The sequence below is a fragment of the Paenibacillus sedimenti genome (genome assembly GCF_014534655.1).
Taxonomy (GTDB): domain Bacteria; phylum Bacillota; class Bacilli; order Paenibacillales; family NBRC-103111; genus Paenibacillus_E; species Paenibacillus_E sedimenti.
The window spans coordinates 18,884-34,758 of the sequence record NZ_JACVVD010000024.1; the positions used below are offsets into that span (position 1 = coordinate 18,884).

General features: G+C 36.2%; 14 protein-coding genes and 3 pseudogenes. 15 read left to right on the forward strand and 2 right to left on the reverse strand.

Features of this window, described 5'->3' with window-relative positions; translation table 11 throughout:
• The first annotated feature begins 20 nt into the window (after nucleotides 1–20).
• The 7 genes and pseudogenes from ICC18_RS32040 to ICC18_RS32070 all read left to right on the forward strand — a co-directional run bounded on the left by ICC18_RS32040 (nucleotide 21) and on the right by ICC18_RS32070 (nucleotide 5,928).
• Nucleotides 21–491 carry a GNAT family N-acetyltransferase gene (locus ICC18_RS32040; RefSeq protein WP_188178469.1) on the forward strand — a complete coding sequence of 157 codons (471 nt, stop codon included), beginning with the start codon at nucleotides 21–23 and terminating at the stop codon, nucleotides 489–491.
• A 474-nt stretch (nucleotides 492–965) separates the two neighbouring features.
• Nucleotides 966–1,532: a TetR/AcrR family transcriptional regulator gene (locus ICC18_RS32045; RefSeq protein ID WP_188178470.1), complete on the forward strand. Its 567-nt coding sequence runs from the start codon at nucleotides 966–968 to the stop codon at nucleotides 1,530–1,532.
• 26 nt (nucleotides 1,533–1,558) lie between these two features.
• Nucleotides 1,559–2,167, forward strand: a complete 609-nt coding sequence (locus ICC18_RS32050) for a GNAT family N-acetyltransferase (RefSeq protein ID WP_188178471.1) — start codon at nucleotides 1,559–1,561, stop codon at nucleotides 2,165–2,167.
• A 554-nt stretch (nucleotides 2,168–2,721) separates the two neighbouring features.
• Nucleotides 2,722–3,852 (forward strand): L-dopachrome tautomerase-related protein, encoded by a 1,131-nt coding sequence (locus ICC18_RS32055; RefSeq protein WP_188178483.1) that lies wholly within the window; start codon nucleotides 2,722–2,724, stop codon nucleotides 3,850–3,852.
• A 282-nt stretch (nucleotides 3,853–4,134) separates the two neighbouring features.
• Nucleotides 4,135–4,613: pseudogene (locus tag ICC18_RS32060) on the forward strand (GNAT family N-acetyltransferase); the annotation flags it as partial.
• A 178-nt stretch (nucleotides 4,614–4,791) separates the two neighbouring features.
• A pseudogene (locus tag ICC18_RS32065) lies at nucleotides 4,792–5,303 on the forward strand (GNAT family N-acetyltransferase).
• Nucleotides 5,304–5,475: 172 nt separating this feature from the next.
• The gene (locus ICC18_RS32070; RefSeq protein WP_188178472.1) at nucleotides 5,476–5,928 is read left to right on the forward strand and encodes a DMP19 family protein; all 453 of its coding nucleotides are present in this window, start codon (nucleotides 5,476–5,478) and stop codon (nucleotides 5,926–5,928) included.
• A 215-nt stretch (nucleotides 5,929–6,143) separates the two neighbouring features.
• On the opposite strand, the pseudogene ICC18_RS32075 reads toward ICC18_RS32070, so the two are convergent.
• Nucleotides 6,144–6,503: pseudogene (locus ICC18_RS32075) on the reverse strand (transposase); the annotation flags it as partial.
• 457 nt (nucleotides 6,504–6,960) lie between these two features.
• On the opposite strand from ICC18_RS32075, the gene ICC18_RS32080 reads away from it, so the two are divergent.
• The 5 genes from ICC18_RS32080 (at nucleotide 6,961) to ICC18_RS32100 (ending at nucleotide 12,629) form a co-directional block, all read left to right on the forward strand.
• On the forward strand, nucleotides 6,961–7,689 hold the full coding sequence (locus ICC18_RS32080; protein WP_188178473.1) for a TnsA endonuclease N-terminal domain-containing protein: 729 nt from the start codon (nucleotides 6,961–6,963) through the stop codon (nucleotides 7,687–7,689).
• The gene (locus ICC18_RS32085) at nucleotides 7,686–9,647 is read left to right on the forward strand and encodes a TnsB C-terminal domain-containing protein (RefSeq protein ID WP_188178474.1); all 1,962 of its coding nucleotides are present in this window, start codon (nucleotides 7,686–7,688) and stop codon (nucleotides 9,645–9,647) included. The genes ICC18_RS32080 and ICC18_RS32085 overlap by 4 nt, the downstream gene beginning before the upstream one ends.
• Nucleotides 9,648–9,668: 21 nt before the next feature.
• Entirely contained in the window at nucleotides 9,669–10,655 is a 987-nt protein-coding gene (locus ICC18_RS32090) for an AAA family ATPase (RefSeq protein ID WP_188178475.1), read from the forward strand.
• Between the two features lie 21 nt (nucleotides 10,656–10,676).
• Entirely contained in the window at nucleotides 10,677–12,260 is a 1,584-nt protein-coding gene (locus ICC18_RS32095) for a hypothetical protein (RefSeq protein ID WP_188178476.1), read from the forward strand.
• 78 nt (nucleotides 12,261–12,338) lie between these two features.
• Complete coding sequence (locus ICC18_RS32100; RefSeq protein ID WP_188178477.1) at nucleotides 12,339–12,629, forward strand: hypothetical protein; 291 nt, start codon at nucleotides 12,339–12,341, stop codon at nucleotides 12,627–12,629.
• 246 nt (nucleotides 12,630–12,875) lie between these two features.
• Here the strand turns inward: ICC18_RS32100 and ICC18_RS32105 are convergent, their stop codons facing one another.
• Complete coding sequence (locus tag ICC18_RS32105) at nucleotides 12,876–13,229, reverse strand: helix-turn-helix domain-containing protein (RefSeq protein WP_188178478.1); 354 nt, start codon at nucleotides 13,227–13,229, stop codon at nucleotides 12,876–12,878.
• A gap of 139 nt (nucleotides 13,230–13,368) precedes the next feature.
• On the opposite strand from ICC18_RS32105, the gene ICC18_RS32110 reads away from it, so the two are divergent.
• From ICC18_RS32110 to ICC18_RS32120, 3 genes are all read left to right on the forward strand, one after another.
• On the forward strand, nucleotides 13,369–13,851 hold the full coding sequence (locus ICC18_RS32110) for a DUF6042 family protein (protein ID WP_188178479.1): 483 nt from the start codon (nucleotides 13,369–13,371) through the stop codon (nucleotides 13,849–13,851).
• A 37-nt stretch (nucleotides 13,852–13,888) separates the two neighbouring features.
• Nucleotides 13,889–14,884, forward strand: a complete 996-nt coding sequence (locus ICC18_RS32115) for a DGQHR domain-containing protein (RefSeq protein WP_188178480.1) — start codon at nucleotides 13,889–13,891, stop codon at nucleotides 14,882–14,884.
• A gap of 620 nt (nucleotides 14,885–15,504) precedes the next feature.
• The gene (locus tag ICC18_RS32120; protein ID WP_188178481.1) at nucleotides 15,505–15,786 is read left to right on the forward strand and encodes an AAA family ATPase; all 282 of its coding nucleotides are present in this window, start codon (nucleotides 15,505–15,507) and stop codon (nucleotides 15,784–15,786) included.
• Nucleotides 15,787–15,875: the final 89 nt, after the last annotated feature.

Genomic DNA, 15,875 nt, shown 5'->3' on the forward strand with positions numbered 1-15,875 from the left:
AAAGTGGAGGGTATTTGTGAATGAGTGTAGAGATTGTACCTTTGAATGAGTCCCTTGTTCCTTATGTTAAAAGTTTGATAGCGGGATATATTAATTCTTCATCAAATGGAGTAAACGAATTAGAATCAACGTCTAAACAATTAGAAGAATGCGAGGAAATTTTAAATCGGTTTTTACGAAATAACAAATCGCATTGTTATGTGGCTAAGTTTGAACATGAGTATGTAGGGTTTATTGTGCTATCATGGAGTTTTTCTATATCCAAAGGGCATCCTGTACTCCGAATAGATGCTTTATATTCATCGCCAAAGCATAGGAATAAAGGTGTAGGTAGGAAGCTAATGCAATACGCCTTAGACATAGCAATTGAGAACAAAGCGTCCCGATTACAGCTTGAAACAGATGATGATAATGCTCCAACTCGTAATTTATATAATAATCTCGGATTTAAGTTAATACCAGGTAAAGGAGTGTACATGGCATTTTTATAGACGATTGGTTTATTGAGCTAACGAGGAACGATAGTTCATGTCAGAGGACAAGAACTTATATCCATAACCGAAATGGACAAGAACATATATCTATAGGCCGAATTGTAAGGACGTCTGGCTGTCCAAGAAGTAGATCGCTGGTTATAAACTTCCGGTTTCGCGGAAACAAGTCGTAGAATAGGCTCTAAAACGAGGAAGATCACCAAACACCTAGCCAAATTGGACGGGTAGGGGGATCTTCTTTTTTATACACTTTCCCAAAGTCGAATGTGATTAATTGAAATATCTTCAACTGAAACTTTGTTAAACTATCCAATTGCTCTTCTGGAATTGAATGGACGCGGGATCTCTCTGGTGGTGTTGTAAAGCTATAGAAAACGAATTGACAAAGGCAGATCTAATAAATATAATGGTACTATAAAAACATATGTAGTACCAATCGTTTCAACAGGCAGGAGGGAAGATAATAATTACATGGAGAAAAATCTGTATTTAAAAACTTTAAAACTAATTGGAAACAAAGGGATTCGATTCACAACCGAGGATTTGGCAAAAGAACTCGGTACGAGTAAACGAACCATTTATGCGCATTTTGCTTCCAAACATGAAATCATAGAAAAAACGATCGACTTTGTTTTTAGTGAAATTGTTGCCTCGGATAACGAAATAATGGAAAGAAACGAACTTACACTTCGTGAAAAAATGATACTAAGTTTTCAGAATATTCCCGATGCATACAGTGTCAGTTCTATCGTTCGACATATGGAGGATTTGCAGCGACATTATCCTGATTTGTGGGAAAAAACAAATAATCACCTGAATACGATATGGGATCCAGTCATGCATTTGATAGAGCAAGGTATAAAGAATGAAGAACTTGAAGTAATAGATACCGTCATACTTAAGTTAATGCTGAATGAAACACTCAAAAAACTTTTAGATTATGACTTTCTTGCAAATCATCAAGTCAGCTTCGAGTCCGGAATTAAAGCGATGAACAATATTATTTTATATGGATTAATAAAAAGAAATGATGATTGAATTATACATATAAGGGAGTGTTAGAAATGATTAAAGTCACAATCGACAAGGCTGATCCCAATTCGTCAGTAGGAGGACGATTGAATCAATTGGCGCTTGACTATATGGCATACTCGCTTGCGGGATCTAAAGAAGATAGCAAAATAAACGAAACATTCAATCAATTATGGCGATGGGACAACAACCGCTTCAGTCATCAGTATGCTTTCGAAGCAAAAATGGGAGAACAAACCCTGGGAATGATTACCTGTTACCCCATTACGCTGATGAATCGCCTTGCTTGGCCTACCTTCTTGAAACTTTTTTCTTATCGAAAGTGGGGGCTTATCGGCTATAACATGATGAATTGGAAAGAATGTTATTCCATGATCACTTTGAAAGAAGGCAGGGAAGATGAGTTCCATATTGGGACACTGGCTGCACTGCCAGAAAGCAGAGGCTTGGGGGTAGGTTCCGAGTTAATCCGATTTGCCGAGGAGCAAGCCGTTTTGAAAGGCTTTCCTAAATGCTCGCTTACTGTAAAAAAAGAAAATCTTCTTGCGATCAAGCTGTATGAGAAATTGGGATACCAAAAAACGGGAGAGATTGAGAAGCCGGCTTTATCCTTATACAGAATGTCAAAAAAATTGGTATGAACGTAAAACGCGATACAAAGAGCAGTCCGCCCCTGTGTGGCCTGCTCTTATTACATTGATTGGTATGTGGTTAAGCTCCGATGTTAAAATGACTTCGATCCGCGCTCGCTTCGCGGCTGGCTTTTTTTATGGCTGGGCAGGCATGAATACAATGACACAAAATTGCCTACATTACTCATTCAGAAAAAGCTTGATAATTCAAGCTTTTATTTTTTTATGTAGGGGAATTTTTGTCATCAAAAAATGCACAACTACCGGGCAGGATAGTGGAATTAGAGGGGGGATCGGGCCGCAGACATCGAAGGCTATTGACTGAAAAGGGAATAAAGGAAAAGTAAAGTGGAAACCTTACTTTAGGTATAACAAAAGCTGGAAATGAAAAATTAGCTTTTGGAAGCAAACCTTAGGGGGTTCAGCAAAGCATGAAATGTTTGTGTAAGCTGTTGCTCGTCATAATGCCTGTGTTGCTTTACGTTAGCGTCGCCAATCCCGTCGCCTCAGCGGCTCAACCGGAACAGCAGCAACATGAGGCCGCACAAATCGGCCGCTATAATATGATATTCCACTGGAACCATCTCGATTGGAATTTTACCGATCCAAAGCTAAAACAGAAGTTCGAAGCCAAGCAAGCATGGAAGCATGCAATGCCAGGTGGAGTCAAGATCGATACTCTGGGGAATTATTACGTCTCGGTACCGCGTTGGGCGGAGGGCATTCCAGCGACAATGAACCGGATCGTGGTTAAGGAGGGGGTGCCGCTGTTGGAGCCTTTCCCGAGCTGGGATTGGAATGAGGCCGGAAATGTAAAGGTACTTCAATCCGTATTGGGTTACGAGATTGATGAGCTGAACCGGATGTGGCTTCTGGATCAAGGCAAGATCGCCTACGCACCTTCGCCGGAGGGATCGCAGAAGCTTGTCGTGTGGGATTTGACTACGAAGAAGCTGCTCGACTCGATCGACATTCCGAATATGATCGCGCCTTACCGGACCTCATTCCTGAACGATTTGGTTGTCGATAACAAGAACGGATACGTGTACATCACCGATTCCGGTAACGGGTGGCCGGATCATCAGGTGGCCGGCGGTATCATTGTCTACAATATGAAGACAAAGCAGCTACGCCGTGTTCTTGATCGTCATTACAGCACGCAGGACGTGCCGGGCTTCCGGTTCGCAATCGACCTGCTCCCGGTATTCAGGGAGAAACCGATGCGCATCGGCTCGGACGGTATCGCGTTGTCTGCGGATCGCCGAACACTGTACTACTGCCCGATAACAGGCCGCAATCTTTATGCCGTAGATACCGCACTGCTGCGCGACTTCTCCGTGCCCCTTGAGGACATCGGCAAGGCCGTTAAAGCAATCGGCAGCAAAAGCACCACTACGGACGGGATGCACGCCGACAACAAAGGAAACGTATTTTATACAATGCTGGAAGGCAAAGGGGTAGGAATGTACTCGCCTTCGACTAACGTCTTTCGTTCGATCGTATCGGATGATCGGATGCTGTGGGTGGACGGTGTCGCCTTCGACCAGCAAGGGTCGATCATTTTCAACAGCAACCGGCTACACCAGATGTTTGAGTCTGGTCAGCCCGATATGGATTGGAGCTATCCGTACAATCTGATCATATGGAAAGCCTACGTCGGGCTGGATGTGAAGTCGTACCTCTATGCGAACTGACCGTTATTCGGCAAAGTCGAACTCCCGGTCGACACATCGCTTTCGAGGCATAGAGACATTCCGTATTCAACGGATAACCATAGTTGAAAAAACGACATCGAGCAGGTGCCCACAGCAACCTGCTCGTTTTATTAAGCTAACCATTCTTGTTAAAAGATGGGGTGGGTGGCGTAAAGTAAAAATTTTTTCTATGAAATACGCTATGCCGAACAATGGCGGCATTGGTCTCACAGGCTTAGAGGAAGCACTCACACCTCATGACCTGTTAGTCATGACGCGCGCAAGGTAATAAAAGAAAGCATCGAGGAATTGCGTCCCTGGATGCCGTGGGCTCAAAACATTCCTACAATTGAAGAGTCTGAAATAAGTATACGGCGATCTAGACTACAATTCCTGGATCGCACCGATCTAAGATTACTCCTTTTAATGAAGGAAACAGGTCAAATTTATTGGTAGTAGCGGATTACATCGAATTGATTGGCAAGCACGTAAATTTGAAATTGGTTATTGGGTGCGTACATCTTTTGGCAATCAAGGATATATTACTGAAGCAGTGGATGCTATAACAAACTATGCTATACATGAGTTACAAGCTAATCGTATTGAAATCCGCTGTGATGCTCGTAATACACGGAGTGCACGAGTTGCCGAACGGCAGGGATTCACTCTTTGAAGGAATTCTTCGAAAAGATGCGTGTGACGTAGATGGTTCATTGAGAGATACAATGGTATTTTCTAAAGTTCGCGATGTTGAGTTTTAATTATTTCTCCAACCCTTTAATCAGAACTTATGAGGAGCTTGCTTTACGGCATCTCCTTTTTCGGTTATTGAAGTAACGGGCAGTAATGCGTAATCGCCCCTCGTCGCACATAACACTTTATGATATTATTGGGTAAATTTAGATATAAGACTGGAGATGAGTACATATGGAGTTAAGTATGTCTTTGGTCAGACCCACAGTAGAATTGAAGGACGGATATCTTGCTTTTTATCAAGAATGGATTGAAAGTGGAGAAGACATGGTGCCATGGGTTATAAGTAAAGATCCTTCTGACTTTGAAGCTATGGTGCAGTCTCTTCTTAATAATGAAAAAGGTGAAAATCTGCCTGGAAATTGGGTTCCAGACTCCACATTTTGGTTAGTTGTTGGTAATAAGGTGGTTGGTGCTGTTAACATTAGACATCGTCTAACAGAAAAGTTATTTAATTGTGGCGGACATATTGGATATGGAATTCGTCCGAAAGAGAGAAGAAAAGGTTATGCGAGTAAATTGTTAGCTTTATCTCTGCAAAAAGCTAAGGAGTTAGGAATTGAAAAAGCCCTTGTTGTTTGTGATGAAGGTAATATAGCTTCTGAGAAAACAATTTTGAAGAATGGTGGAATACCAGATTCAAACTTCGTTGAGGAAACGGAAACGTTATTAAAAGATTTTGGATAGAATTATCGTGAGTAACTTTTTCAACGGAGTACGCTAGCTGCAACAAAACGACATCACGAGACTACCACGGATGGCAGCCTCGTTGAACTATCTGGCAGGATAGTTCTAATAAATACAAAAACCTGAAACATATGAAAAGTGATATGATTGAACCAAACGTATTTACAAAGTTAGGTGGTATCAATGATATTAAGGAGAATTAGCAAGGACCTGCTTATTGAATCACCTTATGAAGAGTGGAATGCTTTTATTGATTTAATAGCTATGGAGGAGTATGAGGACCTCAATCAGATACAAAGGATTGCCCATCTATGCTTCTGGTATGATTCGGAAGTTCAGAACGGGGGACATATTCAATATTTTGAAAACAAAGGCACGGAGAAAGTTAATGAAACAATAAATGCTCTCAAATCTTTAGGTGCATCTAAACAAGCGGATATCTTGGGTGAAGCCTATAGACAGTATTCATTAAAAATTAGAAAAACAATAAATACCGTTTTGGGTTTTGTAATGGCATCAAGAGAGGGAGAGTATGAACGATTCGACAATCAATATTATGATTGTGAACCGAATGTAACTGAGTTGTTAGAGAAATATTTTGTTGCAAATAAAGAACATTTTGTTGAGTTGGTTTGAAGTTACGATTAACTCGGATAACGATAGCTCAATAAAGACACAACGGCAGCCGGTCAGTACGATCGACTGCCTCATTGCACTATTCCAGCTAATAGCTTGTCAATATTTAATTATTAATGGCCACATCACGAGGTGGTATACTTAAAAAAGGGCATGGTAAAGAACCGTCCTACATGGCACGGAAAGATATTCCATATATTTCTATTCCATGCTTATTACTCTAACCGGAACGCTTCCTTAGTAGTCAAGATGGCAAAAATCCAGTGGATGAGTTTATTCACACAAGCAATTATTGCTACTTTGAACAGCTTTCCTTCAGCACGCTTCTTATCATAATAAGCTCTTAGTTTTTTATTTCTATTACTACGAATGCCACACCGTACTGCCTGATATAGGGCTGTACGAAGCCTCCTGGAGCCGTGCTTAGTTATTTTATTTATGGTCGCTGTAAACTTGCCTGAAGAAAAAACACTTGGATCTACACCAGCAAAGGCCACCAGTTTCTTTGCGTGATCGAACCGATCGATTTCCCCGATCTCAGCTAAAATTGTTGCAGCAATTTTAGTGCCGATCCCAGAAGTATTGAAATTGAAAATAGCAAGTTTTCACATGCAATTGAAGTTCTGGTTAAGTAAGATGACCATTACGTTAACGGGAAACGATAGTTGAAACGGATGCCGATAAGAAGTTCTTGTCATTTATGGGATAAAGTTCTTGTCATCCGACATATGTATAGCGACATTAAAGTGGTATCATTGTTTTCCTAGATTTATCAAGGGTTTTCAGACTTTATGGGAGTAGTTTATTGTCATTATTTAATGACAATAAACTACTCCCTTTCTACGTTAATGACAATAAAATAGTACCATTAACCGTAGCGGAGAAAATCTGCACGGTAGCGTTAAGTGACAATAAACTAGTCCCATTTGCAAGATTTCAATAGTGAAGTATTGTTATAATCTTTTAAACTATTATTTCTTATTCTTTTTCCCCAAATTTCTACAAGAAATTTCATAAAAATAGAAGGATTTTATGAAAAATAGTAGAAATTCAATGTATTCAGAATATTCATGTAAATTGTACAAGAATAATGTTGTTGAGGAGAAATATATGTACACTCCTGTAGTAAAAGAAAATCTCGGAAGCAATAGGTGGCATGTATACAGTAAAAAGATTAAAAGAGAAGTTCGTTTGAAAGGTGACTTAGAATATGATCATTGGGTTTTAATTGAAACAAATCCAATGGTTTTAGATTTTTGTGAAAAACCTAAACAAATCATTTATATAGTCAATGGTAAACCCATTAAATCCGTTTTTGATATGTGGATCAAGTGGAAAGGTGGGAATGAGGAATTTGTTGCTGTTAACTATTCATATGAAATTGATTCTACTCATAAGAGAAAAAAAGACAGTGCAATAGAGAAAGTCAATGCTCAAAGAATGTGGTGTTATGAGCATGATTTTGCCTACAGTGTAAACCGAGAAAACGAGATAAGGAAAAATCTAATATTGCTTGAGAATAAAAAAATACTATTGCCATATATGGGGCAAGCCATAAACTCTGAAATAGAAATTGTTGATGCAATTAAAAATAAAATTGACAACGGGTGTACAAGAATAAATCAAATAGAACAAGAACTAACCAAATACCACAAAACAAAAATAAGAAGAATTGCTTATTTATTAATTGTTGAGGGAATCTTGGAAAGTAATATTGATCGTTACCCAATCGGTCATAATACGGAGGTCTATATAAAATGAAAAGAAAACGCCTACTTGAAGATTTGAAAGTTGATGAGAAGAATTTAGACCCGGATTTCTGGCCGAGTGTAAATAAAACATTACTTTCCAAAGAAGACTTGCAGATATTTGAAAAAAGAGAGACAGCCGTAATTATGTATTTACGAGGAATGAAGAACAGTAAAATATTTGATGAAACTCAAATTATTGCAAAGGAGTTAAGAAGATTTATTCGTAGGTGTTTAGACGTGGATGAAAGTGGGCTTATATGGGGCTTTCGAGCTTTAATTCCAAAAAAACGATTAGCAGACTACAACAGAAAGGCGTCTACTAAAATCGATCTAACTCCAGATGCAAGAACTTCTGGTTTGAACGGAGCTTTTTCTAAATTACTTGATAACTATCCAGATATTAAAGAAAAAATTGATAAAGCGTTTTTGCAACGGAGAATAAAGATCGATGAAGTTCCTATCGTACAAGGTAACTTAGTACATCGTTATTTTGTTGGTTTGTGTACAAAGTCAGGGATCGGCATACATGATTATCCTTTTAATACTAAGGATAAAGCTAAAAGATCACTTTATAGATATTTAGAAAAACTCCAAGAAGAACATTTTGGAGAAGCTGCTAAAAAATATGGTAATGAAGCATCACGACGTGCTAGATTATTGCATATCGATGAAGAAATCCAACAACCAATGATTATTAGACCCTATCAGAGGGTACAGTTAGACGGTCATCGTATTGATGCAATATTCACTATTACATATACAACGCCTGAAGGTGATACAATAACGGAAATTTTAGACCGACTATGGTTATTAGTTATCGTTGATGAAGCTACACGTACAATTCTAGGCAAGCACATAAGTCTTAGCAAAGAATATAATTCAGATGATGTACTTTTATGTGTCAAAGACGCCGTTGTCCCTCATAAGAAAAGAGAGTTAACAATATCTGGTCTTAAATATTTAGAAAAAGGAGGCTTTCCTTCCTCAGAAATCCCAGAAGCTGAATGGGGGTTATGGGAAGAATTAAGTTTCGATAATGGAAAAGCAAATCTTGCAAAAATGGTAAAAGATAGATTACATCATATTGTTGAGTGTAGAGTTAATCCCGGTCCTGTAGGGTTTCCGGAGAAGAGGGGAATAATAGAGAGACTTTTTAGAACACTTGAAGATCGTGGTTATCACAAAATGGTTAATACGACTGGGAGCAATCCATCTGACCCGCTAAGGAAAGACCCGGAAAAGCAGGCTAAAAAATTCAACATTTCAATCGAAGAATTAGAAGAAATCACTGAAGTAATTATCTCAGACTATAACGGTATACCCCATGGTGGAATTAATAATTTTGCCCCACTTGATTTGATGAAACAGAGAATAGAAAGAGGCATGGAACCACGCGTTATGGACCCTGATAAGAGAAAAGAAGCTGCCTTCCTCACCTTACAGACGACACGCACTGTTCAAGGAAACGTAAAGCAAGGTAAACGACCTTTGATTCATTTTTATGGTGTTGACTATCGTAGTGAAGTCCTATCTAGATCTCCAGCATTGATCGGTTCTGAGCTTACCTTAGTTGTTAACGTGGAGGATCTTCGAGCTATTCGAGTGTTTATAAATGATGGAAGTGATTTGGGATATTTAACAGCTGGAGGTCATTGGGGGATTACTCCTCATACACTTAGAGACCGAAAAGCAATACTTAAACTCAAAGAGAAGCGGGAGATTTTCTTTTCCCAATATGATGACCCAATGCTTATTTTTCGTGAACATCTTAAAAATAAAGCAAAAACAAATAAATCTGCTCGTAACCGATTGGCTCAATTAAATCGAAAATTAGATCAATTAGTAAAAGAAAATGAGTCCGTAACTCAAAATAATAGTTATAATCAGACTTTAAACAAAGAACTATCATCGCATCGGACATCTGAAGAGGTAAAATCAAAGAAAGTATTAAGAACGATATTTCATTAATGACAATGGTGGTGAAAAAGAATGGAATTTCTTGTTGATGAATACGAACGTCCCTATGTACCTACAGGTAATCATCCAATTGAAGAAAGAAGGTATACTATAGGGACAGATGAGATATCTAATATGTACGATGAAATAAAACAATGGATTGAAAACAGAGCACCAGGTGGGATGGCATACGGAAGACCTAGATTAGGGAAAACATATGCCGTTAGATATCTAAAGCATGCTTTACCATATGATTTCGGAATAAACTTACCAATCTTTCATTACAGTTGTGAACAAGGTAAGAAGCAAGCCAATGATAATAAATTTTATGAGGATTTATTAGTCGCTGTTGGTCATGGATTACCTTTTTCAGGTAAAGTTCCTATGAAAAGCGATCGACTTGTAAAATATTTTATTGAGAAAGCTCAAAGTTCAGGAACAAACCGCATTTTACTTTTTATTGATGATGCTCAAAGTCTATTAGAGTTAGAATACAAAATATTAATGGACATTTATAATAGACTTGAATTAGCTGGTGTAAGTTTAACTACCATTTTAGTTGGACAAGAGGAGTTAGTTCATCAGCGTACAGCTTTTTTAGCTACTAAAAAAGCACAAATCGTTGGAAGATTTATGGTACACGAATATAAATTTTCTGGTCTAAAAACGTTGTCTGAATTACAAACTTTACTCGATGGTTACGATCTAATTTCGGAATTTCCTATTGGAAGTGGATGGTCTCCTACTAGGTACTTTTTCCCTCAAGCGTATATAAATGGGTTCAGATTGAAAACATACTCAGAAGATTTGCTCAATACCTTTAAAGAGATGAGAACAGAAGCCGGATTACATAAAAATTTGGAGATTCCCATGCAATACCTTACATTAACAATTGAATATGTATTAAAAAAGTTTGGGATTAACGGATTAGATCAGGATTTTTTAACCAAAGTAAACTGGATTGAGGCGATTCGTAAGTCCGGATATATTGAAAATGAAGTTCTTATGGAAATGTTGTAGAAAAATTTGGATGTGAAATTGATGATTGATAATACTTCAACTAATGAAACCTTAAGGAAATATTCATGGAATCCTAATTGGATTCAAAATTTTGAATCGTCTTGGAGTAAAATTGAGAAATTTAAGTTTGCTAATAGTGCAAGCACTTGGGACTTCATGCAATTATTTAGTAAAGAAGACACTAGGAAAAAAAAGAATATAATTGGAAACTCACATCGAGATCTATACAACGCATCTGGTCTAGATGACGATAAAATAAAAAATGAATTGCAAATAAGTATAGCTCAAAAAAGTACAGAAAATTTGCGACAATTTTTAAGCATGTTTAAAAATTCATTAATTAATAAACATTCAAATGATTTAAACTTTGCTTTATTAAGAGACTATTTATGCTACTGTCAGCAGTGTTTACAAAATGGTTACCATAGTGTTTTGCATCAATTAAAGTTTGTAAATAAATGTCCGTTTCATCTCAGTCCACTAATAAGAAATTGTACTGTATGTGAAAAACCAATTCCTTATAATTTGCTTATTAAAAAGACTGCAGGGCCATATTCTTGTGAATGTGGAAATGTATTAATTTCGTGGAAACCAGAAATATTCATTTCAGAATGGAAAAGACACAATTCCGAAATAAGAGATAGCTTAATTTTGGAGTGGCTTTCTATGAATGATTTGCAAATAAAAAGGTTAGAAAATACGTATTTTTTTGATTTAGTTGATATTGATCAGATTAGTGATAGTATGCAATTTTTATTAAAGGTTTCAAACCCTCAATACCAATATAATAATATTTGCTCATCAAAAAGCACATTATCTATTCAACAATTAGAATCTTTAAACTCTAAAGTGTACGATTCTAAATCTTGGAGAGAAGTGAATAATGTATACGATCTTTTCTCTGGTTACAGAGATCTTGAAACAAGGGCTATTGAACAAGAAATTAGCAAATCCGCATATAAAATCATTCATTCTGTTGAAAAAAATCTTAAAAAAAGCATTTTAAAGAATCATAAAACATGCATTCATCGACTAGTTAGAGTTTCAAAGGAAGACAATAAATCACTTCCGCCATTATGCCCATATGCTTTTGCATTTGTATTTTGGAAAATGTCAATGCATAAGATTCCTAATTATTATAATGTAGATCATCCTACACATAGAATGGAACGTTTAAATGTTCTTGAGTTTGGAAGCGATGAAGATGAAATCTTTATTAGAAAAATACTTAATGTATTACTAAATAGATATCCAATTACGCATCCAAACAGATTTTCTCATATTAAGTGGTCATTAAATCATGTTATAGCTCGTTTAGCTTATGGACATTTTAAAAACTGGTTACGAACTTCTGTAGAATATGCACCAAAACAAAAAAATCCAAGAAATATTGATTTTAAATATGATTCGAATGACTTTTTTGTTATGGTCTTTCCTGAAAATGAAAATGACCCCATTGAATTTCACTCACCAAAAGAAAAAGTTGATACAAATTGGATGAACTCATTAGAATGTCCATATCATTCAGTTAAATTAAGAAGAAAGAAAAAATCAGAAGAATCATATCATCCAATGTTAATAGCAATTAATAATTTAAAAAAGTAGTATATCAGGATCTGTTTTTATCTTTACATGTTTAGCCTTTGTATTTTTTTTAATGTATCTGGAAATCACTTTGAAAAGTTGCTTACGGGATTAGTTGTAACATCTTCAGCATTTAACAAAAACGGTGAATTTTTTATACCGACGGCAAATTCTAAGACGATGTTTCAATTCAATCTAAGCAGTAAAGAAAAGAAAGAAATCAAACTACCTACCTTGGATAAAGAAGATACCATTTCTTATATTGCTCAAAATCCTACTGACACGAGTGGAATTATATTGGCAACTTTCAAAAAAGATATATATATTAGCGAAGATATAGGAGCGAAATGGCCCCAAATTGCTGACAAGGGCAATGGAATATCGAAATAATATGAGGCTTTTCAGGCTGTTGTTGCATTGTTTTTTTGTCTCACCAATTTAGCCAAAAAGAATTCCCCGCCCTTATCGGTGGGGAATTCTCATAATGAAAGGGTTTCTATCATGCTGCCATTGCAAAGGCACGGCTTTCTCTTGCACAATATCCTAAAGGACTAAGTCATTTGACTTAGCCTTTTTCTGTGATACGAAGTGAGGTAAGTGGATACGAAGGTATTAGGATGTAACAAAAAAAATCACTCACTTATTTTCAATGGAATTAAAAATCTCTTTTGTTACTGTATGTATCATCTTTACATCTTTGACACTTTTCGTTTTTAAATAATTGTGATGAATCTCGAGAGCAGCCTCTAATTCAATTTCATTAGAGCTGAGGCTAAGTTCACGGTAATCAAATAAATCCCCTGGTCTAATTTCTAAAGCATTCATGATCTTCTCTAAGGACTCGAGTGAAATATTTCTAACTCCTCTTTCAACGTCTCCTAAGTATGTGTATTTAATTTGTGCCTTTTCACTTAATTCTTCTTGGGTAAGCCCTTTGTTTTTACGAAGTTCTTTTATTTTTTCACCGACTAATTGTTTTAAATACGTCATCAAACCACCTCATTATCAGAGTAGGCAAGAACCTCTTGTTAATAAACCCCATTATAAGTTATATATATTGAAAATATAACTTATAAGTGGTATATTATTTGTGCGAAAAGTATTAAAAGAATTGGGGTGATGTCCAAATATGAATTATGGGGAAATAACAGTAAGACTACTTTCCCAATTAAAAATGATTCCAGAGGGCCAATGTATTATGCCCCAAAGTCTTTATGATTATGGTTGGCTTTCATGCCTTCCATTAGTTAACATAATAACGCTTCCACAAATTAGCAACTGTATTGCTTTGGACTACTCTAAAGAGCGAATTATTGACTATTTAGTTCGGCATAATGATAAAGGAGTATTTTGGAAATTTCGTGATATTGAGCCCGAATTTAAATCAACAAATGAGATGAACGAGTTTAATCTCTATTATGCTCGAGAAGTGAATGTAAGATCTAGGTTGGAAAGAAACGGTTTTTTTTATCCAAGAAATATGCAAGATGTGATTCAATTGTTTATTAATTTAGGGTTTATTACTGAAACCATTGATAATGAAAATGAAATGAAATTAGACTTAATTATTCGTCCATTTCCTAAAACAGAAAGAGTATTGGAAATTATTTGATCATCCTATTATCAAATCACAGAGGAGAAAACATCTTATGAACAATTTACTTCCGAGTCCCATTGTGATTGAAAATGTAATTCAATGTAAAATGCGCGGTAAAGTAGCTTATCAAAGCAATCTCTCTGCATCAATTGCGTTAAACCTAACATTTGTCAAACCATTTGACGATCCTTCAGGAAAGGGATACCAAAGACCTGTAGATCCAAAGCGTTGTAACGATTTCGCAGTTTATCTTTCTAAAGGACAAGATGCACTTTTTACACCTATTTTATTAAATGCAGGCTCACTGTGGGAATTCACAGCCTATGATAAGCATAGACCACAATATGGGAGATTAATTTGTAAAGGAAAAGCCTCACTCATGGACGGACAACATCGTCTCGGTGGTATTAAGAGATATATCCAAGAAACAAACTCCGAGATTAACGTTCCGTTTTTAGCATTTCATTGTCTAGATGAGGATGAGGAGATCAAGCTTTTTGATACAATTAACACGAAAGCAAGAGGGATCGGATCTTCATTAAGTAAATTTCTTAGAAGAGATTCAGATGATATTAGTTGGATTGCAACAGAATTACTGGTAAGACAGGAGAGTCCTTTTTATAATATTGGAAGTATTATTGGCAAAAGAAATAAAGGTCGACATATCACACTACAGAACTTATACAGAACATTGCATCTACTAATAAAAGAGCCAGTACTCTTGTCATATACAAAAGAAGAGAAGTTGAACATGGCCTTAACTTACTATAATGCTTTAAAAGAAGCTTTTCCACATCAATGGCTTGATTATAGTGGTTTTCGATTAACACACATTGTTTGCCTAGATGCTTTATCTATAACCGGTTCGACGATATTAGTAAAGTGTACTTCTGAGAATAAAAAGCAATTTGATTACTCAGGTATTAGCAGATCGGTCAAGAAGCTTAGTATCATTGATTGGTCGACTCATGGGCCGTTAAGATATATTAAAGGATTGAGTGGCTCAAAATCTCTGGCCAATGATTTAAAAGAAATTATTGTTTCGTAATATGAAAAAAAATTAATAGTTTTACTCAAACAATCTCAAAACAGAGGTTGTTTTTTTGTGTATATTGGTGGATAAGATAGAGAAGAATCTGCTTAAGACTAATTTCTAAAAATAGCAATTTAATATAAGGGATAATTAGTTAAAGACAATAAGAGGGGGACGACTATGTATAGTTGGAACAAAAATTGGATAGTTCGATGTAGTAGTTTTGATAATTGCCAATGTGGTCATACGACAGGACTAATAACTTCTACAACCAAATTACGCCAATCTTTATCCAATGAAGTCTTTATTTAACCGTCTATGGATGTTTAGACAAAGAATACGTTAAAGCTCAAAGTGGGAATGTTACTAACATGAAACTATCCTTTATTAAGTAACTCAGCTCGGGCACCTAGTCCTGTATGTTTACATTAACCTGGTTATAGACGTCTATTGCGTACCCGCGGCAAATAATGCTGCGGGTTTATTCTATTTTTCTAACGAAACAAGTTAGTAGATTGCATTAAGATAAAAAATGTAAAAAGAAGGATGTCGAATTTAATTGTCGAATTTATTGATTGTTAAAAATAACCAAAAACAGATACGATGTGCAATTGAAGTAGAATGGAGCAGAAAACTTGAAAATTAGCCAGATTAACATAAAGAATTTTCGTCTGTTAAGGAATCTCGAACTAAATTTAGAAAAGGATTTATCACTAATTATCGGTAAGAATAACTGTGGAAAAACTTCACTGCTATCAATTCTCGATAAATTTATTGGGAGTAAGGCTAATACAAATTCTTTCTCATACGATGATTTTAATATTGAGTTTCAGAAGGATATTAAGGAATGGGTTGAGTCTGATAATGTAAATGAAAACATCAGTATGGGGTTATCTATAATGCTACATAGAAACTAGACAGCCAAAAAGGAGATTCTTAGTTGTATGGCATCCACGAGAAGAAAGTTTACTCCTGAAGAAAAGGCACGTCTGGTACTGGAAATTTT